This window comes from Amycolatopsis sp. NPDC023774 (assembly GCF_040639695.1).
Lineage (GTDB): Bacteria > Actinomycetota > Actinomycetes > Mycobacteriales > Pseudonocardiaceae > Amycolatopsis.
The window spans coordinates 1-21,640 of record NZ_JBFAAJ010000008.1 but is presented as its reverse complement, the minus strand read 5'-3'; the positions used below and the strand labels follow the sequence as shown (position 1 = coordinate 21,640).

Annotated in this window: 21 protein-coding genes; 13 read left to right on the top strand and 8 right to left on the bottom strand. The window is 71.2% G+C overall.

Going from position 1 to position 21,640, the window contains the following annotated elements; translation table 11 throughout:
* Positions 1–339 carry a hypothetical protein gene (locus tag AB0F91_RS19110; RefSeq protein WP_360598869.1) on the top strand — a complete coding sequence of 113 codons (339 nt, stop codon included), beginning with the start codon at positions 1–3 and terminating at the stop codon, positions 337–339.
* Here AB0F91_RS19110 and AB0F91_RS19105 read toward each other — a convergent pair.
* From AB0F91_RS19105 to AB0F91_RS19095, 3 genes are all read right to left on the bottom strand, one after another.
* A complete protein-coding gene (locus tag AB0F91_RS19105) occupies positions 336–806 on the bottom strand; it encodes a hypothetical protein (protein WP_360598868.1) in 471 nt (156 codons plus the stop codon). The genes AB0F91_RS19110 and AB0F91_RS19105 overlap by 4 nt on opposite strands.
* A 272-nt stretch (positions 807–1,078) precedes the next feature.
* Complete coding sequence (locus tag AB0F91_RS19100; protein WP_360598867.1) at positions 1,079–2,377, bottom strand: M20/M25/M40 family metallo-hydrolase; 1,299 nt, start codon at positions 2,375–2,377, stop codon at positions 1,079–1,081.
* On the bottom strand, positions 2,370–3,197 hold the full coding sequence (locus AB0F91_RS19095; protein WP_360598866.1) for a M55 family metallopeptidase: 828 nt from the start codon (positions 3,195–3,197) through the stop codon (positions 2,370–2,372). The genes AB0F91_RS19100 and AB0F91_RS19095 overlap by 8 nt, the downstream gene beginning before the upstream one ends.
* 238 nt (positions 3,198–3,435) lie before the next feature.
* Between AB0F91_RS19095 and AB0F91_RS19090 the strand changes: the two genes are divergently transcribed.
* From AB0F91_RS19090 to mptB, 5 genes are all read left to right on the top strand, one after another.
* Entirely contained in the window at positions 3,436–5,202 is a 1,767-nt protein-coding gene (locus AB0F91_RS19090) for an ABC transporter substrate-binding protein (RefSeq protein WP_360599213.1), read from the top strand.
* 6 nt (positions 5,203–5,208) lie between these two features.
* A complete protein-coding gene (locus AB0F91_RS19085; RefSeq protein ID WP_360598865.1) occupies positions 5,209–6,237 on the top strand; it encodes an ABC transporter permease in 1,029 nt (342 codons plus the stop codon).
* Complete coding sequence (locus tag AB0F91_RS19080; protein WP_360598864.1) at positions 6,234–7,154, top strand: ABC transporter permease; 921 nt, start codon at positions 6,234–6,236, stop codon at positions 7,152–7,154. The genes AB0F91_RS19085 and AB0F91_RS19080 overlap by 4 nt, the downstream gene beginning before the upstream one ends.
* Entirely contained in the window at positions 7,151–8,803 is a 1,653-nt protein-coding gene (locus AB0F91_RS19075) for an ABC transporter ATP-binding protein (RefSeq protein WP_360598863.1), read from the top strand. The genes AB0F91_RS19080 and AB0F91_RS19075 overlap by 4 nt, the downstream gene beginning before the upstream one ends.
* Positions 8,804–8,961: 158 nt before the next feature.
* A complete protein-coding gene (gene mptB, locus AB0F91_RS19070; protein ID WP_360598862.1) occupies positions 8,962–10,545 on the top strand; it encodes a polyprenol phosphomannose-dependent alpha 1,6 mannosyltransferase MptB in 1,584 nt (527 codons plus the stop codon).
* Here mptB and AB0F91_RS19065 read toward each other — a convergent pair.
* The 4 genes from AB0F91_RS19065 to AB0F91_RS19050 form a co-directional block, all read right to left on the bottom strand.
* Complete coding sequence (locus tag AB0F91_RS19065; RefSeq protein ID WP_360598861.1) at positions 10,542–11,192, bottom strand: hypothetical protein; 651 nt, start codon at positions 11,190–11,192, stop codon at positions 10,542–10,544. The genes mptB and AB0F91_RS19065 overlap by 4 nt on opposite strands.
* A gap of 175 nt (positions 11,193–11,367) precedes the next feature.
* Positions 11,368–11,781: a TIGR03668 family PPOX class F420-dependent oxidoreductase gene (locus AB0F91_RS19060; protein ID WP_360598860.1), complete on the bottom strand. Its 414-nt coding sequence runs from the start codon at positions 11,779–11,781 to the stop codon at positions 11,368–11,370.
* 2 nt (positions 11,782–11,783) lie between these two features.
* Entirely contained in the window at positions 11,784–12,683 is a 900-nt protein-coding gene (locus tag AB0F91_RS19055; RefSeq protein WP_360598859.1) for an LD-carboxypeptidase, read from the bottom strand.
* The gene (locus tag AB0F91_RS19050) at positions 12,680–14,611 is read right to left on the bottom strand and encodes a prolyl oligopeptidase family serine peptidase (RefSeq protein WP_360598858.1); all 1,932 of its coding nucleotides are present in this window, start codon (positions 14,609–14,611) and stop codon (positions 12,680–12,682) included. The genes AB0F91_RS19055 and AB0F91_RS19050 overlap by 4 nt, the downstream gene beginning before the upstream one ends.
* A gap of 120 nt (positions 14,612–14,731) precedes the next feature.
* Between AB0F91_RS19050 and AB0F91_RS19045 the strand changes: the two genes are divergently transcribed.
* The 4 genes from AB0F91_RS19045 to AB0F91_RS19030 all read left to right on the top strand — a co-directional run bounded on the left by AB0F91_RS19045 (position 14,732) and on the right by AB0F91_RS19030 (position 17,684).
* A complete protein-coding gene (locus tag AB0F91_RS19045; protein ID WP_360598857.1) occupies positions 14,732–15,307 on the top strand; it encodes a DUF3090 domain-containing protein in 576 nt (191 codons plus the stop codon).
* Positions 15,308–15,315: 8 nt separating this feature from the next.
* Positions 15,316–16,125 carry an SCO1664 family protein gene (locus tag AB0F91_RS19040; RefSeq protein WP_360598856.1) on the top strand — a complete coding sequence of 270 codons (810 nt, stop codon included), beginning with the start codon at positions 15,316–15,318 and terminating at the stop codon, positions 16,123–16,125.
* A complete protein-coding gene (locus AB0F91_RS19035) occupies positions 16,110–16,982 on the top strand; it encodes an aminoglycoside phosphotransferase family protein (RefSeq protein WP_360599211.1) in 873 nt (290 codons plus the stop codon). Before AB0F91_RS19040 ends, AB0F91_RS19035 begins: the two co-directional genes overlap by 16 nt.
* Before the next feature lie 228 nt (positions 16,983–17,210).
* Entirely contained in the window at positions 17,211–17,684 is a 474-nt protein-coding gene (locus AB0F91_RS19030; protein ID WP_360598855.1) for a hemerythrin domain-containing protein, read from the top strand.
* A 104-nt stretch (positions 17,685–17,788) separates the two neighbouring features.
* On the opposite strand, the gene AB0F91_RS19025 is transcribed toward AB0F91_RS19030, so the two are convergent.
* Complete coding sequence (locus AB0F91_RS19025; protein ID WP_360598854.1) at positions 17,789–18,565, bottom strand: M50 family metallopeptidase; 777 nt, start codon at positions 18,563–18,565, stop codon at positions 17,789–17,791.
* 102 nt (positions 18,566–18,667) lie between these two features.
* On the opposite strand from AB0F91_RS19025, the gene AB0F91_RS19020 reads away from it, so the two are divergent.
* The 3 genes from AB0F91_RS19020 to AB0F91_RS19010 all read left to right on the top strand — a co-directional run bounded on the left by AB0F91_RS19020 (position 18,668) and on the right by AB0F91_RS19010 (position 21,490).
* The gene (locus tag AB0F91_RS19020) at positions 18,668–19,474 is read left to right on the top strand and encodes a DUF3097 domain-containing protein (protein ID WP_360598853.1); all 807 of its coding nucleotides are present in this window, start codon (positions 18,668–18,670) and stop codon (positions 19,472–19,474) included.
* 103 nt (positions 19,475–19,577) lie between these two features.
* Positions 19,578–20,012, top strand: coding sequence for an NfeD family protein (locus tag AB0F91_RS19015; RefSeq protein ID WP_360598852.1), 435 nt, complete (start codon positions 19,578–19,580; stop codon positions 20,010–20,012).
* Positions 20,013–20,065: 53 nt separating this feature from the next.
* Complete coding sequence (locus AB0F91_RS19010) at positions 20,066–21,490, top strand: SPFH domain-containing protein (RefSeq protein ID WP_360599209.1); 1,425 nt, start codon at positions 20,066–20,068, stop codon at positions 21,488–21,490.
* Positions 21,491–21,640: the final 150 nt, after the last annotated feature.

Here is a 21,640-nt window from a genome sequence, read left to right as displayed (position 1 = left end):
GTGAACCCGACTCTCGAACGCTGGCTCACCGAGCACGTCCCGGACCTGCCGCCCACCGAGGTGCTCACCGCGCTGCTCATGACCGCCCAGCTGGGCCACGAAGTTCCCGACGACGTGCTCGACGCCTGGGGCCGCGAAGTCGTCATCAGCCGCCGGGTCGTCGACCAGTCCGAACCCGAGTTCCTCCACCAGGCCCGCCGCCGCGGCTGGTCCTGGGACCGCATCGCCGAACGCCTCGGCCTTCCGAACGCCGAAGCCGCCGAACAGCGCCAAGCCGTCCTCGAGGCGGAACTCGACCGCACGCACCCGCGGAACCTGCCGGGCGCCTGGCGCGCCTAGCCTCCTGGACAGATCCGGTGAAGCTGCCTGTCACCATCCACCACGCCCGTCTCGGAACCGACGCGTTCAGGGTCATCCGGCCCGGCCGGCCCTTGACGCACGCGCTGCTCACCGACCGCGACTGGCACCTGGCCGCCTACCTCGGCCAGGACGCCGCCCTCATGATCGCCGGGGCTGTGGCTGCTCGCCGCCCGCTCACCACGCTTACTGATCCACTTACCGATCCGAGCCAACCGCCCGTCGGCCTGCAACTCACCTGGCACCACCAGCCCCGGCTCGACCTGGTGCTTCTGCACCACTCTTTGCAGTTCGCCCCAGCGCGATGGAAACAAGTGCGACAACGGCTCGGCCCCGGCCGGCCTCAGGCCGCCACCCTGCCCGAGGCGGAGCACGCCGATGAGATGGCCATCGGCCACGCCGCCCGCCACTACCGGGACAACCGCGACAAGTTCCCCCAACACCTGCACGCCGAGACGCTGTTCATGACGGGCAGCGCGAAGGTGTTCCGAGAGACCGCCGACCGCTTCCTCGACATCGCAAGGCACGGGCCGGCGTGGGCACAGCCGCGAACTTCCCGCACTACTGCACAGAGCTGCACGTGGCCGACGGCGTCTTGGCCCACGCTCGCGAACTCCACATCGACTACTGCGACCAGTGGACCGCCTGATCACCCGACGCTGAGCCGCAACGACCAGCCAGGCGTTCCACCAGGCCCATACCCGCTGTCGCCCCCGGCGTCCTAGCAGGACCCCAGAAACCGCTTCAGCACCCGCGTCCCGAACCGCAACCCGTCGACCGGCACCCGCTCGTCGACGCCGTGCGCCATGGCGCGGTACGGGAAGCCCTCCGGCAGCGACAGGGGAGCGAAGCCGTAACACGCCATGCCCAGCTTGGAAAACGCCTTCGCGTCCGTGCCGCCGCCCATGCAGTACGGCACCACCACGGCGTCGGGGTCCTCGCCGCGCAGGGCGGCGGCCATGGCGTCGAACCACGGTGAGTCCACCGGCGCCTGCACAGGTGGCTGCTGCGCCACGAACTCGCGTGCCACCCCGGGGCCGAGCAGTGAGTCGAGGACCTCGAACAGCTCGTCCTCGGCGTCCGGCAGCACCCGCACGTCCACCTGGGCCGTCGCGGTCGACGGGATCACGTTCACCTTGTAGCCGGCGGACAGCATCGTCGGCGTGGTGCTGTTGCGGACCGTCGGCACCACCAGCGAACCCGCCGGGCCGAGCCGCGCCACCGTCGCATCCACCGCGTCACCCGAAGAAAGGTCCACGGGCACACCCAGTGCCGCACCCGTGCGGTCCAGGAACGCCCGCACGGCTGGGGTCAGCCTGACCGGCCAGCGGTACCCGGCGATCCGGTGCAGCGCGTCGGCGAGCATGGTCACGGCGTTCTCGTCATTGGGGCGCGAACCGTGCCCCGCCCGGCCGCGTGCCGTGAGCTTGATGTGGGCGGTGCCGCGCTCGGCCGTCCCGACCGGGTACAGCCGCACGGCGCGCCCGTCGGCGGCCGGCACGTGGTAGCTGTAGCCGCCCGACTCGCTGATCGCCGCGACGCACCCCTCGAACAGCTCGGGGTGTCGCTCGACCAGCCAGTGCGCCCCGAAATCGCCCCTGTCCTCTTCGTCCGCCACGAACGCCAGCACCAGATCCCGGCGCGGCCGCAGCCCCGACGCGACGGCGGACAGCACCATCGCGCAGAAGTCCTTCATGTCCACCGCGCCGCGGCCCCACAGGAACCCGTCGCGCACCTCACCGGAAAACGGCGGCACCGACCAGTCCGCCGCGTCCGCCGGCACCACGTCCAGGTGCCCCTGCACCAGCAGCCCCGGCAACGCCGGATCGGCACCCGGGATCCGCGCGATCACGTTCGCGCGCCGCGGTGCCGACTCCACGATCTTCGCCGAAACCCCGTGCCGTCCCAGGAATTCCGCGACGTACTCCGCCGCCTCCCGCTCGCCGTCGGAGTCCCCGCCGCCGCGGTTGGTCGTGTCGAACCGGATCAGATCGGCGCAGAGCTCGACCACGTCAGCCATAGATACCCTGCACCGCCCCTGCCGCGATGGCCGTGACCACCTTGAACGCCTTCATCGCCTCGGTCATGCTCGGCGCGTCGAACCCCACGCGGCGCGTGCCGATCTGCTCCACCGTCGGGATCACGGCCGTCGCCTGCGCCAGGTGGCTCGCGTCGAACTCCACCTCGATCCGGTGCCGGCCCGGCAGCCGCTCCACCCGCCCGGCCCGCCCACACGAGTCCAGCGCCGCCGCGGTCAGCAGCTCCGAGGTGCGTGCCGGCGGCAGGCAGATCGCCGCGTACCGGCTCACACACTCCTTCACCGCCACCAGCTCGGCCTCCGGAGCGTAGTCGCGGGCATCCTCGCACGCCTGGTCGTCACCGCTCACCAGCAGCACCGGCACGCCGTACTCCGCGGCCAGCGCCGCGTTGAGCCGGCCCTCGCTCGCGGGCACGTCGTCCAGCCACACCCCAGTGATCTGGTTCTCCAGGTACGTGTGCGACAGCACCCCGTCGAACCCGGCGCCCGCGTGGTAGCCGAGGAACACCACACCGTCCAGACCGGAATCGATGCCCTGCATCATCGACAACGGCTTGTGGCGACCCGTGAGCATCCGCGCCCGCGGGTCCAGCTCCTCCAGCAACAGGTTCCGCTGCGCCGAGTGCGCCTCGTTCACCAGGACGTCGGACGCGCCGGCTTCGAACAACCCCGTCAGCACCGCGTTGACGTCACCGGTGAACAACCGCCGGAACCGCTGCCAGGGCTCGGTGCCGGGCACGACGTCGTCGGTCCACGTGACGCCCGTGGCGCCCTCCATGTCCGCCGAGACCATGATCCGCATGCGGGCACTCTAGTCATCCTCATGTCCGGCCCGGGCGGAACACCCGAGCTCACATACGGTGACGACACGCCGCACATAACGATCGGACACGCACAGTTGTCGGAACATATTGCGCCCTTCCCTTGGTATGTGGTTACTTTTCGGCTCTGGGGCTAGACGATGGGGTGGTCTTCAAGTGCGGATCAAGCACGTTCGGCGCGGGGTGAACCGCGCCATCGCGGTTCTGGCCGCGGGAACCATGGCGATTTTGCCGCTGGCGGGAACCGCCGCGGCACAGCAGCCGGCGCAGCCGAAGGTGCTGCGGGTGGCGCTCACGACCGGGATCGACCACCTGAACCCGTTCACGGCGTCGCTCGCGGCGTCGACGCAGGTCGGCCGGTTCATCTACGAGTTCCTCACCATCCCGAGCGCGGACAAGGCCGAAGCCGCGCCCGCGCTCGCGGAGTCGTGGACGACCTCGCCCGACAAGCTCACCTGGACGTTCAAGATCCGCCGGGGCGTGAAGTGGTCCGACGGGCAGCCCGTCACCGCCAAGGACGCGGCGTTCACCTTCCAGCGCATGCTCGACGACGAGACCGCGCGCACCGCGAACGGCAACTACGTCGCCAACTTCCAGAGCGTCGCCGCGCCGGACGACACCACGCTCGTCATCAAGACCAAAGCCGTGCAGGCCACCATGGACCTGCTCGACGTGCCGATCGTGCCCGAGCACATCTGGGCGCCGATCAAGGACCTCAACGACCCGAAGACCGACGACCTGTCCGTGGTCGGCGTCAGCGACGGCCCGTACCAGCTCACCGAGTACAAGCAGAACGAGTACGTGAAGTTCAAGGCCAACACCTCCTACTGGCGCGGCGCGCCCAAGGTCGACGAACTGCAGCTGCTCGTGTTCAAGGACGTCGAGGCCGCCGTCAACGCCCTCAAACAAGGCGAGGTCGACGTGATCAACCGGCTCACCCCGACCCAGTTCGACGCCCTCAAGGGCCAGCCGAACATCGCCACCAACCAGGCACCCGGGCGCCGCTACAACGAGATCAACATCAACTTCGGCGTCGAGGACGTGGACAACAAGCCCATCGGCAACGGCAACCCCGTGCTGAAGGACCTCAAGCTGCGCCAGGCGATCGCGCAGAGCATCGACACCAAGACCATCGTGGACAAGGTCATGGGCGGCTACGGCCAGCTCGGCGGAGGCGTGATCCCGCCGATCTACTCCGCCTACCACTGGGATCCCACCCCGGCCGAGGCCCGCAAGTTCGACCTCGCCGCCGCCAACAAGACGCTTGACGACGCCGGCTACCGCAAGGGCGCCGACGGCATCCGCGTCGCCCCCGGCGGCGCGCGCCTCGAGCTGCGGCTGACCGGCCACGCGAACCGCGCGTTCGACCAGCGCACCGCGCAGTACGTCGCCGGCTGGCTGCAGCAGATCGGCATCTCGGTCAAGCAGGAGCTCGTCTCCGACGAGGAGCTCAACGACCGCACCACCGCCGGCAACTACGACCTCGCGATCTCCGGCTACGCCACCAACCCCGACCCGGACTACGCGCTCGCGCTGCACACCTGCGCCGCGCGGCCCAACGCCGAGGGCAAGGGCGCCACCACCGACACGTTCTTCTGCGACCCTGCCTACGACGGGTTCTACAAGCAGCAGCTCACCGACACCGACCCGGCCACCCGCGCCGGCTACGTCAAGCAGGCCCAGGCCCGCCTCTACAGCCAGGCCGTGAACGTCGTGCTCGACTACGACAACGCCCTCGAGGCCTACCGCTCCGACAAGTTCTCCGGCTTCCAGACCCAGCCGCAGCCCCAGGGCTCGATCCTGGAGCAGACCGGCTACTGGGGCGTCTACGGCGCCGTCCCCGCCGGCTCGGACACCGCGGCCGCCGACGCCGGCGGCTCGAACACCGTGCTGTGGATCGTGCTCGGCGTCGTCGTGGTCGTCGTCCTCGTCGGCGGCGGCATCATGATCGGCCGGCGCGGCAAAGCCGCGGACGACCGGGAGTAGCACCTCTTGACGCAGTCACTCACCTCCGACCAGGCCGCGGTTCTCGTCGACCCCGACGAGAACCGCGGCGGGACCGGCACCGCCCGGTTCGTCGGCACCAAGATCGCCGAAGCCCTCGCCAGCATCCTCCTGGTGATCGTCCTGGGGTTCCTGCTGTTCCGGCTCCTGCCCGGCGACCCCGTGGCGTTCATGGTCCGCGAACGGCCCACCGACCCCGCCCAGATCGCCGAGCTGCGCGACCGCCTCGGCATCGACAAGCCCCTGCTCACGCAGTTCTGGGACTACTTCACCGGCCTGTTCCGCGGCGACTTCGGCACCTCCTACATCGAACGCCGGCCCGTGCTCGACATGATCGGCGAACGGCTGTGGCCGACCGTGTTGCTCGTGGGCAGCGCGACTGTGCTCGCCGTCGCGCTCGGCCTGTGGCTCGGCATCCGCGCCGCCTGGAAGCGCGACAGTTTCTTCGACCGCGCCCAGACCGGCATCGCCTTGACCCTGTGGTCGGTGCCGCAGTTCTGGCTCGGCCTGCTACTGCTCGTCGTCACCGGGGGCCTGTTCCCCAGCCGCGGCATGCACTCACCCGACGCCGGCCCCGGGTTCTTCGCGCAGGGCCTCGACGTGCTCCACCACCTCGTCCTGCCGTGCGTGACGCTGCTCGCGGTGTTCTACGCCCAGTACATGCTGGTGATGCGCTCGTCGCTGCTGGGGGAGATGAACGCCGACTACCTCACCACCGCCCGCGCCAAAGGCCTGCGCGACGACCTCGTCCGCCGCCGCCACGCCGTGCCCAATGCGCTGCTGCCCACCGTGACCCTGGTGTTCATGCAGTTCGGCATGGTCGTCTCCGGCGCGGTCACCGTCGAGGCCGTGTTCAGCTGGCCCGGCCTCGGCCAGCTCACCTACGACGCGCTGCACGGCCCGGACCTGCCGGTGCTGCAAGGAGTTTTCGTCGTGCTCGCCAGCGCCGTCGTCCTGATGAACCTGCTCGCGGAACTGCTCTACCGCGTGCTCGACCCGAGGGTGCGCACCGCATGACCGCCCCCGCCGCCGCCGCGTCCGAGACCCCGCGCGCCATCGCGTGGCGCCGCCGCCGTGCCGGCATCGCCCGTACCTGGCACGAGTTCGCCGCCCAGAAGGCCGCGCTCACCGGGTTCGTGCTGCTCGTGCTCACCGTCCTGCTCGCCCTGCTGCTGCCGGTGATCAGCGACTCCGACGGCCTCGACGTCACCAAAGCCACCGGCCACCCGCTGAGCCCACCCGACGGGCAGTTCTGGCTGGGCACCGACATCGACGGCCGCTCCGTGCTCCTGCTGACGCTGTGGGGCACCCGGATCTCCCTGCTCGTCGGGTTCGCCGCCACCGTGCTGAGCGTCCTCATCGGCACCGTCATCGGCATCGCCGCCGCGCACTTCGGCGGCTGGATCTCCACGATCCTGTTGCGCTTCACCGACTTCTTCCTCGTCCTGCCGTCCCTCGTGCTGGCCATCGCACTGTCCGCCGTGCTGCCGCAAGGGATCTGGACGATCGTGCTCGCCATCGGCGTCACCGCCTGGCCCAGCACGGCCCGGCTCGTGCGGGCCCAGACGCTCACCATCGAAAGCCGCCCCTACATCGAACGCTCCCGCGCACTCGGCGGCGGCCACCTGCACGTGGTCGGCAAACACGTCCTGCCCGGTGTCGCGCCGCTCGTGCTCGCCAACACCACCCTCGTGGTCGGCAACTCGATCATCGCCGACGCGACCCTGTCGTTCCTCGGCGTCGGCGACCCGAGCTCCATCTCCTGGGGCGCCATGCTCGAGACCGCGCTCAACAACGGCGCCGTCAGCCGCGGCGCGTGGTGGAACCTGCTCCCGCCGGGCATCGCGATCGTGCTCGTCGTGCTGTTCTTCACCCTGGTCGGCCGCGGGCTGGAAACGGTGCTGAACCCGAGGCTCAAAGGACAACACTCGTGACCGCCCTGCTCGAACTCAAGAACCTCGGCGTCACCTACCGCACCGGCGGCGGCGAGGTCGCCGCCGTCCGGGGCGTCGACCTGCGCCTGGAAGCCGGCGGCACGCTCGGTGTGGCGGGGGAGTCCGGCTCGGGCAAGTCCACCGTCGCCATGAGCGTGCTGCGCCTGCTGCCGCGCAGTGCTTCGGTGACCGGCGAGATCCTGCTCGACGGCGAAGACGTCGCCACCATGCGCTGGGGCCGCCTGCGCGCCGTGCGCTGGGCCGAGGCCTCGGTGGTGTTCCAGGGCGCCATGCACGCGCTGAACCCCGTGCGCCGCATCGGCGAGCAGATCGCCGAACCCCTGCGCCTGCACCCGCCCGAGACCGGCGCCCTGAGCGAGACCCAGGTGCAGGCCCGTGTCGCCGAGCTGCTCGACCAGGTCGACCTGCCACGCTCACGCGCCGGCGCCTACCCGCACGAGCTGTCCGGCGGGCAGAAACAGCGCGTGATGATCGCGATGGCACTGGCCTGCTCACCGCGCCTGGTGATCGCCGACGAGCCGACCACCGCGCTCGACGTGATCGTGCAGGCCCAGGTGCTGGCCCTGCTGTCGAAGCTCGTGGCCGAACAGGACATCGGGCTCGTCATGATCAGCCATGACCTGTCCGTGCTCGCCGCCACCTGCGATCGCATCGCCGTGATGTACGACGGCCAGGTCGTCGAGGAACGCGGCAGCGCCGAGCTCATGGCCGACCCCCACCACGAACACAGCCGCGCGCTCGCCGCCGCGTTCCCCACCGTCGGCGACCCCGCGTCCCGCTTTGCCCCCGCCACCAGCACCCCGCTGCCGCCCGAACCCGACCACCGCGCCGGCCCCGGCGACACCCCGCTGCTCGAAGCCGAGAACCTCCACGTGAGCTTCCGCGACCGCGCCGGCAAGCGCATCCACGCCGTCAACGGTGTCGACCTCGCCGTGCGCCGCGACGAGATCGTGGCCCTGGTCGGCCAGTCGGGCTCCGGCAAGACCACGCTCGCCCGCACGCTGCTCGGCCTGCAGAAAGCCGACTCCGGCGCGATCCGCCACGACGGCAAACCCATCCCCGCCGGCGGCGCCGCGCTGCGCGCGTACCGGCGCAAAGTCCAGCTCGTGCTGCAAGACCCCACCAGCGCGCTCAACCCCGCCCACACCGTCTACGAAGCCGTCGCGGAAGGCCCGCGCATCCACGGCCTGCCGGCCGAACGCGACACCGTGCTCAACGCCTTGGAGGCGGCCGAGCTGCGGCCCCCGGAGAGGTTCCTCGACCGCCTGCCCCACGAGCTCTCCGGCGGCCAGCGCCAGCGCGTGGTCATCGCCGGAGCGCTGGCGCTCGAACCCGCCGTGCTCGTGGCCGACGAACCCGTCGCCTCGCTCGACGCCTCCGTGCGCGGCGAGATCCTCGCCCTGCTGCTGCGGCTGCGGCGCGAGCTGGGCCTCGCCGGGCTCGTGATCACCCATGACCTGGGCCTGGCCTGGAACATCGCCGACCGCGTCGCCGTGATGTACCGGGGCGAGCTCGTCGAAACCGGCACCGTCGAACAGGTCCTGCTCGACCCGCAGCACGAGTACACGCGCTCCCTGCTCGCCGCCCTGCCCGGCGGCACGGCCCAGCGTGCGACCACCGGCAGCTGAACGTTCCGGACCGCGTCGGCAAAACCACCGTCTACCACCCACGGGCGGAAGATTCACCCGGACCGCACGCCGGCCGCCCGAACAGGTGCGCGAAACGGCATCGGAGCGGGAGCCCGTGCGGTGAGGCGAAGATTCACCCGGTAATCTCCTGGATCGAAATGGCGACCACCACCGACTCCGCGCAGCCGTCCGCGATCAGCGCCCCGGACGCGCGATTCCTCACGCCCTCGCGGTTCCCGTACCGCACGATCGCGATGGGCACCATCGGGACCACGCTGCTCATGCTCGCCGCGCTCGGCGCCGGCGGGATCCTGATCCGCGACCCCGTCCTCGGCCACGGACCGCTCTCGTGGATCCGCTACGGCCACGGCCGCGCACTCGCCAACGGACTGCTCTACCTCGGCTTCGCGCTCGTCGTCTGGGCCTGGGTCCGCCTCGGCCGCTACGTGCTCGCCGGCCGCATCGGCAGCAAGCCGATCCTCGTCGCCGCCCTGTGCTGGATGGCGCCCCTGCTCGTGTCGCCGCCGCTGTTCACCCGCGACGTCTTCTCCTACCTCGGCCAGGGCGCGCAGCTGCTCTACGGGCTCGACCCGTACGCCAACGGCCCCGCCGAGCTCGACGTGCTCCCCAACGTGGTGCAGAACGTCCACCCGCTGTGGCAGACCACGCCCGCCCCGTACGGGCCGCTGTTCCTGCTGATCTCCAAAGGCATCGTGTCCGTTACGCAGGACAACATGATCGCCGGCGTGATCCTCACCCGCGTCGTGCTGCTCGTCGGCCTCGGCATGACCCTGTGGGCGCTGCCGCGGCTCGTGAAGCACCTCGGCGGCAAGCTCCCCGTGGCGCTGTGGCTCGCGGTCGCCAGCCCGATGATGGTCATCCACCTCTTCGGCGGCCCGCACAACGACCTCATGATGCTCGGCTTCCTCACCACCGGCGTCCTCGCCGCGCTCGAGCGCAAATACGTCGTCGCCGTCGTGCTCGTCACCATCGGCATGCTGATCAAACCGACCGCCGCCGTCGCGCTGCCCTTCCTCGTGTGGATGTGGGCCGCGAACCTGACCGGCGAGTCGAAGGTCAAGAACTTCTTCAAGGCCGGCGCCGCGTCCGTCGGGCTCTTCCTGCCCGTGTTCGTCGCCGGCACGTGGCTCTCGCTCGGCTCGCTCAACCTCGGCTGGTGGTCGGGCCTCGCGGCGCCCCAGCTCATCGCCAACTGGCTCAACTTCCCGACCGGCATCGGCGAAGCCGTGTACAACCTCGTGCACCTCGTCGCCAACGTCCAGCCCTCGCCGTTTGTCACCGTCGCCCGTGCGATCGCCATGCTCGGCCTCGTGGCCTTCGGCATCCGCCAGTGGTGGCTCGCCCGCGAAGGCGGCGCCAAGGCCGTCTACCGCGCCGCGATCACCCTGCTGGCCGTCGCCATCCTCATGCCGCCGACCCTGCCGTGGTACCTCACGTGGGGCTTCGTGCTCATCTCCGCGTTCCCCTGGGAACGCCGCAACCTGTCCGCGGTCGTGGCGGTGTCGGTCTTCGTGACCCTGGTGTACTACCCGACCGGTGAACAGGCCCTCTACGACTGGTGGTTCATCGCCATCGTCGTGGTGGTGAGCCTCTACGCGGCCGCTTCGCTGCTGCGCCCGGACCCCCTCGGCCTCATCTCGGCGTGGCGGCGACCGCGGGAAGACAAGTTCCTCCCCGCAGCGCCTCCCACCCCTGCGGCTTCCTCCGCTTCCCAGGACTAGGGCCGCGCGAGCGCCTCGGCGAACACCGGAGCGATCTTCTTCAACGCCGCCTGCTGCGCCTTGGCATCGGACGAATCCCGGTTCGAAATCGTCAACGCCTCGGCCCGGTCGCCCTGGGCGAGCAGCAACACGCACTGCACGAAACTTCCGGTGCCCTCCAGCGACACGCAGAACCCGTACTGATCGTCGGCGACCTTCGGCACCGTGAACTCACCGAGCTTGGTGAACTCCTCGTCGTCGATCGTCACCTTGCGGCACGACAGCGCGTTCTTCACGCCGTCGACCACCTCGGTCCCGGTGACGCCGTCGTACTCGGCCATCAGCTGCTTGAGCTGGCCCGCAGTACCGGTCGCAATGGCCTGAGCACCCTGCTTCGCCTTGCCATCCCACGGCTGCGCAGCACCACACACGTTCACCAGCCGCAGCGGTGTTGTCGAGCCGACCACGTACTCGATCGGCTCCTGCGAGTCGTCCAAGCCCACCTTCGCCACCTCGTCGCCGGTCGGCAACAACCGCTCCGGCAGCTTCGGCAGCGCCGACGAAGGCGGCGCGCTACTCGACACGGGCGGCGGCTTCGGCGCCTCGCTGACCGGCGTCGTCGCCGCACCGGACGAGCACCCCGCGACAATCACCACGAGACCGGACACCACCGCTGTTTTCCACAAAATCGGTCTGTGCACGCACCAAGATCGCCGATCATCGGGCGATCGTTACCGGTCCTTCGTGGAGGCCGACGCGGAAGGGCAGGAACGGCGACAGATCCGCCGGCTTCGGGACCGTGCGACTTCCGGCTCGTGGTCGACGGGGCCCGTCGTCACACCGTTATGAGAAGGACCAACCGTGCCACGAACGGACGGTCGTGAGAACCACGGCGTGCTCCGGCGGATGCTCGGCGTACTGCGGGTACTTCGCCACCAGCCACGACACCGGCTCCGCCCGCCAAGCGTCGTCGACGACCCGGGCGACGCCGTCCGCGCGGGCCCACCACAGCTGGGACCAGTCGTCGGAGTAGGCGTCGACGAGAAAGGACACCGCCGGGTTCTCCGCGATGTTCGCCAGGCGCCGCAACGCGGTGGTCGACTTGGGTTTGTGATCGACGGCGAAGGCGACCTCATCGCCGGACACCGCGAAGGTCACCGGCACCAGGTGCGGCACGCCTGCGGCCGAGGCAGTGGCCAGGCGGGCCACCCGAGCAGCGGCGAACCTGGCGCGAGCCTCAAGACCGGAAAGCCGCATGGTCAGGCCAGCGCGGGGGAGTCGAGGGTCACCGTGCCCAGCTCCGTGTCCAGCGAAGCCCGCGCGCCCAGTGGCAGCGTCGGCGACGACGCCACGTGGCCGAACCCGAAGTCGCCCAGCACGGGGATCCCCCAGGGCGCCAGCCGGTCCAGCACCAGCGACCGGATCTCGGCCGGGTCGCCGCATGCGGCCCACGAACCCAGCACCACGCCCCGCGCCCCGGTGAACCAGCCCGAGCGCAGCAGCTGCGTCAGCATCCGGTCGATCCGGTACACGCTCTCGGTCACGTCCTCCAGCAGCACGATCCCGTCCGCGGCCGACCCCTGCTCCGCCGTGCCGAGCCCGGCCGCGAGCAGCGACAGGTTGCCGCCCACCAGCACGCCCGAAGCGCGCCCCGGCACGAGCACGTCGGCGCCCGGCGCGTGCAGCACGCGGGTGCGTTCCGGTTCGAAAAGGGTCCGCCGCAGGTGCTCGGCCGCGGTCTCGTCGAACAAGACCGAAGCGGGCATCGGCGAGAACAACGTGTCCAGGTCCAGGTGCGTGGCCACGGCGCGGTGCAGCGCCGTCACGTCGGACGATCCCGCCAGCACTTTCGGGCCGGCCTTCCGCAGCGCCGCCCAGTCGATCAGGTCCAGCATCCGCTGCGCGCCGTACCCGCCGCGGGCCGCGAGCACACACGAGACCTCGGGGTCGAGCCACGCGGCCGTGAACTCCGCCGCCCGCACCTCGTCCGGCGCCGACAGGTAGCCCGACGTCGAGCCGTGCACCGCCTCGCCGACCCGCACCTTCACGCCCCAGCCGCGCAGCACCGGCAGCGCCGCGTCGAGCAGGTCCGGCGCCACGGGACCGGACGGAGCCACCAGCGCAACCGTGTCCCCGGGCGCCAGCCGCGGTGGTCTCATCGGGACAGCTCCAGCCTCGCCACGTCCGGCGTCGCGAACCCGAACACCTGGCCGTAGAACGACAGCTCGGCCTCCAACGCCGTGACGATCGTCTCAGCCCGCCGGAACCCGTGCTGCTCACCCGGGAACCGCAGGTAGGCGTGATCGACGCCGCTGCCGGCCAGCCCGGCGACGAACCGGTCCGCCTGCTCCGGCGGGCAGATCTGGTCCTCCAGCCCCTGCAGGAACAGCACCGGCCCCGCCAGCGAACCCGCGTGCGTGATCGGCGACCGCTCCCGGTAACGCTCCTCGGTCTCCGGGTACGGCCCGACCAGTCCCACCAGGTACTGCGACTCGAAGTCGTGCGTCTCGCCGCCCGCGCCCGTCCAGGTGGCGAGGTCCAGGATCGGAAACTTCACCGTCGCCGCCGCGTACGTGCGCGTCATCGTGATCGACGCCGCCGACGTGAACCCGCCGGCGCTGCCGCCCCGGATCCCCAACCGCGCACCGTCGGCGGCGCCCTCGGCCACGAGCGCCTCGGCCACCGCCACGCAGTCGCCGACGTCGACGACACCCCACTGCTCGCGCAGCCGCTCCCGGAACGCACGCCCGTAACCGGTGGAGCCGCCGTAGTTCACGGCCACCACGCCGATGCCGCGGCTGGTGAAGTACGCGATCGTCAGGTCCAGCGCCGCGTCGCTGCGCCCGGTCGGCCCGCCGTGCACGTGGACCAGGAACGGCGGCCGCTCACCCTCGGGGCCGGTGAAGTCCGGGTTCCGCGGCGCGAACACGAACGCCGGGATCCGCGAACCGTCCTCCGCGGTGAACACGCGCTCCTGCGGCACCGGCAGGTACTCCGCCGGCGGCAGGTCGGCCGACTGCGGCGTCAGCGCCGTCCACGTGCCCGCCTCGAGATCCACGCGCACCACGGCGCTCTCGCGGTCCGCGCCCCCGGCGATCCCCACGACGCCACCCGGCACCGCGGCCAGCCCCGACGCCGACCACGCGCTCAGCTCCGGCACCACCGGCGTCACTGAACCGGCGTGCTCGTCGAGCACCGCCAGCCCGTCCGGCGTGAGGACGGCGTGCCGCCCGCCGCCGAGCGGGGCGAACCAGCTCGCGCCGAGCTTCCACATCGCGCCGCCGATCTCCTGCTCCACCGGCGCCAGGTTCACCACCGACGCGTCGAGCCCGACGCGGTGCAGGTTCCACCAACCATCCGGGTCCAGCAGGGCCAGCAGCCGGTCCGGCGCCTCCCACTCCAGCTGGCAGACCGCCACGTCGGCGCCACCGGCCAGCACCCGGGCCTCGCCGAACACCCCGTCATCGTCCACGGGCGCGACGAACAGCTCCGTGCCGTCCCACGGCATCGCCGGGTGGTCCCACGCGAGCCACGCCGCGTGCGCGCCGTCGGGCGAGAGCTGCGGCGCCGTGAAAAACCGGTGCCCCTCCACCAGCACCCGCTCGGCGCCGTCCGCGAGGGAGACGGCCACGAGCTCGCGGGAGATGTCCGTGCGGCGCGGCCCGGTGCTGCGTTCGCGCACCGCCCACACCTCGCCGGGGCGGCCGGGCCGGAGATCGCCGTACCGCACGCCCTGCGGCTCGGCCGGCTCCGGCGTCAGCGGCCTCACCTCACCCGTTACGGACGCGTACATCCGCTGATCGGCCCAATGGGTGAAAACCACGGCGTCGCCGATCGCGACCCAGGGGCGGCCGCCGTATTCGTGCACGCGGTTGCGGACGTTCCACGGTGCGGGCACCACGTCCTCGACCCCGCCTCCCGGCACCGCGCGCACGAGCGCCACGCGGCCGCTTTCGGCCGGTCGGGCCTCGGCCCACCACAGTTCGTCACCCACGGTCGCCGGCCACAACGCGCCACCTCCTGTGGCCGCCACGTCCGCCGCCGAAACGGGTGAGGTCCAGGTTCCGTATGCAGAGATCTGTGGCACCCGGAAAGCCTAACGGCGATCCGCTGCGTGTCCGCACCCGCACGCACCGCACCGAAAATCCCGGTCAACCAGGGGCGGCGGATGCCGATCATGCGCGGGTGGCCTAGGGTCGGGGGTGCTATGTCTCGCGTAATCCACGTCTTCCGCAAGCCCGACCGGTTCGTCGCCGGAACGGTCGGCGAGCCCGGCGATCGCACGTTCTACCTCCAGGCGTCGGAAGATGTCAGGACGATCAGCGTGACGATCGAGAAACAGCAGGTCGTTGTCCTCGCCGAACGCCTCGGCTCCCTTCTCGAGGAGGTCGCCAGCCGCTTCGGCGCCGACGTGCCGACCGACGTCCCCGACGACCAGCTCGACGTGGACCCCCTCACGGTCCCCGTCGAGGAGGAGTTCCGCGTCGGCACCATGGGCCTCGGCTGGGACGCCGACTCCAGCGCCGTCGTGATCGAGCTCCTCGCGATCACCGAGGGCGAGGTCGACGAGACCGTGGTCCTCGACGACACCGAAGAGGGTCCCGACGCCGTGCGCGTGTTCCTCACCCCCGTCGCCGCCCGCGCCTTCACCGAACGTGCCGACCGCGTCGTCAACGCCGGGCGCAAGCCGTGCCCGCTGTGCGGCGAGCCGCTCGACGCGACCGGGCACATCTGCCCCCGGCAGAACGGCTACCGCCGCGACGTCGACGTGGCCGAGGACTGAGGGCGCCGGTGGCCAGCACCCCGCCGGAACCGACGGACCCGGCCGCGCGCGAGTTCGTCACCCACGGCCGCATCGACGTCGAGGGCCGGCTCGTCGACGCCTCCAACGTCACCCTGTTCTGCGCGATCGAGCTCGACGGTGTCACCGGCCGCGTGGTGTACAAGCCGGTGTCGGGGGAGCGGCCGCTGTGGGACTTCCCCGACGGCACCCTCGCCGGCCGTGAGGTCGCGACCGCGATGATCGCCGACGCGTCCGGCCTCGGCGCCATCCCGCCCACCGTCCTGCGCGACGGCCCGTTCGGGCCCGGCATGGTCCAGCTGTGGGTGGAGACCTCCGAGGACGGCGACGTCGTCGACGTCTGCGCGCCCGACGAGGTTCCCGACGGCTGGCGCACCGTGCTGCACGCCCACGACCGCCTCGGCGACCCGGCGGTCCTGGTGCACGCGGACCACCCCGGGATGCGTGAGCTGGCCGTGCTCGACGTGATCGTGAACAACACCGACCGCAAGGGCGGGCACCTGCTCGCCGGCACCGACGGCCGGGTCTACGGGGTCGACCACGGCATCTGCCTGCACACCGACCCGAAGCTGCGGACCGTGCTGTGGGGCTGGATCGGCGAGCGCCTCGGGGACGAGGCCGTGGAGAAGCTGCGCAAGCTGCGGTCCGACCTCGACGGCAAGCTCGGCGCCGACCTCGGCGAGCACATCACCACCTTCGAGGTCCGCGCGCTCTCGCAGCGCACCGACTTCCTGCTCGCCGAAGGCGTCTTCCCCGAACCCGGCGACGACTGGCGCGCGATCCCCTGGCCGCTCTTCTGAGCGACTCGCTGGACACCGCGGCCCGCGCCCGGCTCGTCGACCGGTTCGGCGCGGGCGTCGGACCGTGGTGCGACGCGCTGCCCGACCTCGTCACACGCCTCGCGCAGCGCTGGAACCTCACGGTCCGGGAAGAGCGCCCGGGCAACACCGGCCGCACACTGCTGTGTGGCAGCCCTGATGGACCCCGCGTGCTGAAGCTGTGCCCCGATCCCGGGATCGCCCGGGCCGAGGCCACGGCGTTGCAGGCGTGGGCCGGTCTGCCGCGGATCGTTCAGCTGCTCGACACCGACCTCGCCGCGGGCGCGGTCCTGCTGGAAGGCCTCGTGCCCGGCACGACCCTGACCGGCGCCGACGTTCCCTGGGACCAGGTCCGCGACCTGCTCGGCCAGCTCCACGCGGTCACTGCGGACGGCCCGTTCCCGACCCAGCTCGAGCGCGTCCACACGATGTTCGACCTCGCCGAACGCCGCCTGCGCGGCAGTACGGCGGAAGCGCACCTGCCGGTGGACGTCCTGCACGCCGGGCGCACCCGCGCCGAAACCCTTGCCACGACCGGCCCCGTCACCCTCGTCCACGGCGACCTGCACCCCGGCAACGTCCTCGACGCCGGCCCGGCCCGCGGCATCGTCGCGATCGATCCCCGCCCGTGTGTCGGCGACCCCGCCCTCGACGGCGTCGACTGGGTGTTCCTTCCGCTCGCCGAGGGGGGCACGCTCGACGACGGCCTCGCCCAGGTGCCCGACCCCGACCGCACCCGCGCCTGGTGCGTCGCGCTCGCCCCGCTCATCGCGATGGGCCCCCTGCGCCGCACCGGCCCGACGCCCTTCACCGACGCGGTTCTCGCCCTCCTGCGGTGACGCGGTGTGGCGCTCGTCCGTGTTCGGCCCGGGTTCGACCGCCGCCGCGGGCGCCGTGTCGCGGATGCCGGGCGAGCACGCGCCGGCTCCTGCTGCCGAAGGATCGACATGACCGCGACGAAGGCTCCCGGCGCGATGACCCTCGAGATGCGCATGGTGCACACCGCGCTGCGCCGCGAGTTCGGGCTGATGCCGTAGCTGATCGCCGGCGTCGCCGACGGGGCCACCGTGCGCGCCGCGCTCGTCGCCCGCCACCTCGAGCTCGTCAGCACGATCCTGCACCGACACCATCACGCCGAAGACCTCGAGATCTGGCCCAACCTGCTCGAACGATGTCCTGCCGACGACGCGCCGCTCGTGTCCGGAATAGCGCGCCGCCACGAACGCATCGCGTTCCTCGGCGTCGACCTCACCGAAGCCATCTCGGCCTGGCGCACCGCGCCCAACCCTGCGCACCGCGACGCGGTGCTGGCCGTCCTCGACCTGCTGATCACCGTGCTGTACGAGCACCTCGGCGTGGAGGAGGACCACGTTCTGCCGCTGATCGAACAGCACATCACCGCCCCGGAGTGGACACGATGGTCGCCCGGGGGCGGCCGAGCTCCCGGTCGTGCTCGGGATCACGATGTGCGAAGGCGACCCCGGCGCCGTCCAGGACGCTCTCGGCAACCTGCCCGCCGAAGCCCGCGGCACAGTCGCTGAGCTCGCGCCACGCCGGTACGCGGACCTCGCGGAAACCTTCTACGGCACCGGCACCCCGTCGACAGAATCCACGCCCGCCCGTGGCAGCCCGTGACGGCCACCGGTCACGGCCACAGGAGCGGCACCGCCGTCTGCAGCGCCCAGCCGATGACCACGAACCAGCCGCCGATCCACACGAACGCCGGGATCGACGTGAGCTCCGCGAGGCCGGCCGCGTCGTCGGTGTGGTGCCGCAGGCCGTGGCGCACCCGGTTGGACACGAGCGCGGCCAGCCCGCCGATCTCGCTGGTGAGCAGCAGCCACGCCTCGCCGTACGCGACGGCGTTCTGCACCCACCCCGGCGCCGTCCGCCAGACGGTGAAGGTGACCATGCCGAGCGCGACGACCGCTACAAACGTGATCAGATCCCGCGTGACCACCAGCACGAGCACCATCACCAGCGTGGTGAGCGCGAGGACGGCGGGCGCGTGGCCGTGCCGCAGCAACCCGGCCGCACCGAGCCCGGCCAGCGACGGCATCGCGTACCCGGCCACGCTCGTCAAGGCCCGCGACCACGGCGACGGCGTCCACGTCCACGTGGCGCCGCTGTCGGCGCCGGTGACCGCGATCCGGTACACCCCGCCGCCGGTGAGGACGCTGGCGAACGCGTGCCCGGCCTCGTGGAACACCGTCCCCAGCACGTTCGCCCGCCCGATCAGCAACTCCTTCTCGCTCGCCATGAACGCGAACGTCCCCATCGACACCGCGGCCGCGAACAGCCCCGTGACCAGCACCAACCACTGATCAGGTGCCTCGACCGTCCCGGTCAGCGGCCCGAAGAACCCCCCACCCGCCATGACCTCGACCTCCCCTGGGAACGGCAGGAACCCGAAGAATCGCACGGGGGTACGACATTTTCGGCCCACCGAAGCGCGTCAAGGATCGCGAGCCGACCGGCGTGGCGGCACGACGTGGGCACCTGAACCGCACTAGCGTGCTCGGCCGTGCGCTCACATTCGTACGACGACGTGCTGTCGGGCCCGCGCAAGCGGAAGATCCCCGAGATCCCGGCCGAACCCGGGCTCGTGGTCGAAGACCCCGCCAGCGGCTACTGCGGCGCGGTCGTGAAGATCGAGTACGGGAACGTCGTCCTCGAGGACGCCAAGGGCCGCCACCGCGTGTTCCCGCTCGGCCCCGCGGCGTTCCTGCTGGAGGGCAAGCCCGTCACGCTCGTGCCGGTCCGCAAGGCCGCCGCCCCTGTCAAGCAGGTGACGGCCTCCGGGTCGGTGAAGGTGCAGGGCCTGCAGGCCCGCGTCGCGCGGGACTCCCGGATCTGGGTCGAAGGCAAGCACGACGCCGAACTCGTCGAACGCGTGTGGGGCCACGACCTGCGGGTGGAAGGCGTGGTCGTGGAGCCGCTCGACGGCGTCGACGTGCTGGCCGGGAAGATCGCCGAGTTCGGCACCGGTCCCGGGCGCCGCCTCGGCGTGCTGGTCGACCACCTCGTGCAAGGCAGCAAGGAGTCACGGCTGGTCGCGCAGGTCCGCGACGAGCAGGTGCTCGTGACCGGTCACCCGTACGTGGACATCTGGCAGGCCGTGAAACCTGCCGCCGTCGGCATCCGCGCGTGGCCGGAGATCCCGCGCGGCACCGAGTGGAAGGTCGGCATCTGCGAGGCACTCGGCTGGGGCGAGACCTATGAAGGCTGGCAACGGGTCCTGGCGGCCGTGAGCAGTTTCCGTGACCTCGAGACGCCGCTCATCGGCGCTGTGGAACGGCTCATCGACTTCGTCACCGAGCCCGCCGAATGAGCCTGGAGTGAGCCCGATATATCCGGTTCTGGGCAAGGTCACGCGTCGGTCACGTCGAGTCACTTGCCCGGTGCGAACCGGCGCGGTCTGAGAGCATGAGCACATGGCAGTGGCATTGATCTGGCTGATCATCGGCATCGTCCTGATGATCGCGGAAGTCATCTCCGGCGACTTCGTGTTGATCATGCTCGGCATCGCCGCCCTGCTCGGTGCCGGCTCCGAAGCGATCACCGGCAACATCTTCATCGACGTCGCCGTGTTCGCCGTCAGCTCCGTCGCGCTGCTGGCACTCGCCCGCCCTGCGCTCAGGCGCCGCTTCCTCGCCGGCTCCCACACGGCCACGGGCACGGACGCACTCATCGGCGCCCGCGCCGTCGTGGTGTCCACAGTGGACTACGACGCCGGGCAGGTGAAGATCGGGGGAGAGATCTGGTCGGCGCGCGCCGTGCACGAGTCGCACCCGCCGATCGCGCCGGGTACCAGCGTCACCGTCGTCGAGATCTCGGGCGCCACCGCCGTGGTGGACGTCGTGTCGTGATCGCGAGAACTCCGGAAAACGGTACTAGGTAAGGGGAAACGCTCTTGTCGACAATTGCGATCGTCGTGGTCGCGCTGCTGGTCTTGTTCGTCATCATCACCGTGGCCAAGGCGATCATGGTGGTGCCGCAGGCCCAGTCGGCGGTGATCGAGCGACTCGGCCGGTTCCGCACGGTCGCCTCGCCCGGCCTGACGTTCCTGGTGCCGTTCCTGGACAAGGTCCGCGCCCGGATCGACCTGCGCGAGCAGGTCGTCTCGTTCCCGCCGCAACCGGTGATCACCGAGGACAACCTGACGGTCAACATCGACACCGTCGTGTACTTCCAGGTCACCGACTCGCGCGCCGCGGTGTACGAGATCTCCAACTACATCATCGGTGTCGAGCAGCTCACCACCACCACACTCCGCAACGTGGTCGGTGGCATGAGCCTGGAGCAGACGCTGACCTCCCGCGACGCGATCAACAGCCAGCTGCGCGGCGTGCTCGACGAGGCCACCGGCAGGTGGGGTATCCGCGTCGCGCGGGTGGAGCTCAAGGCGATCGACCCGCCGCCCTCGATCCAGGACTCGATGGAGAAGCAGATGCGCGCCGACCGGGAGAAGCGCGCGATGATCCTCACCGCCGAAGGCCAGCGGGAGTCGTCGATCAAGACGGCGGAAGGCCAGAAGCAGAGCCAGATCCTCTCCGCGGAAGGCCAGAAGCAGGCCGCGATCCTCGCGGCCGAGGCCGAGCGGCAGTCCCGCATCCTGCGCGCGCAGGGTGAACGCGCCGCCCGCTACCTGCAGGCCCAGGGCCAGGCGAAGGCGATCGAGAAGGTCTTCGCCGCCATCAAGGCCGGCCGGCCGACGCCCGAGGTGCTCGCGTACCAGTACCTGCAGACCCTGCCGCAGATGGCTCAGGGCGACGCGAACAAGGTCTGGATGATCCCGAGCGACTACGGCAAGGCCCTCGAAGGCTTCGCCCGCGCGCTCGGGGCCCCCGGCGACGACGGCGTGTTCCGCTACGAGCCGCCGAAGGACGACACCCCCGAACGCCCGGATCTCGACGACGACGAGGTCGCCGGCTGGTTCGACACCTCGACCGACCCGAAGGTCGCCGAGGCCGTCGCCGCCGCGGAAGCCGTGGCGCGCAAGGAGGTGCCGAGCCCGCTCAACACCCCGCCGCCGCGCCGCGCCCTCGGCGGAGCGACCCCGGCACCGGAAGCCGCGGCTCCACCCGCCCCAGCGGAAGAAGAGCCGGCCGCACCTCCGGCTCCGGCCACGCCGCCGCAGCCCAGCACGCCGCCGCCGGGTGTCCAGCAGCAGAACCCGCCGTCGCTCCCGCAGCCGCAGCCCCCGACCACGCCGCCGGGTGGCCCGTACCAGGGCCCGCCGCAGCAGTTCGGTGGCCAGCAGGGGCAGGGCCCGGGCAGTGGGCCGTTCCCCCAGCAGGGCCCGTTCGGCGGCCCCCAGGGGGGCCCGCCGCAGCAGCACCGCTGACATACCACGCGGAAAGGGGGCGCCGCACCGGAATCCGGTGCGGCGCCCCCTTTTTTAGGGCTCTGTTGATTTATGTGTGGGTGCGGTCGGGTAGTTCGGGGCGGTAGCCGCCGAGGGCGAGGAGCGCGAGGGAGATCAGGGCGTCGGGGT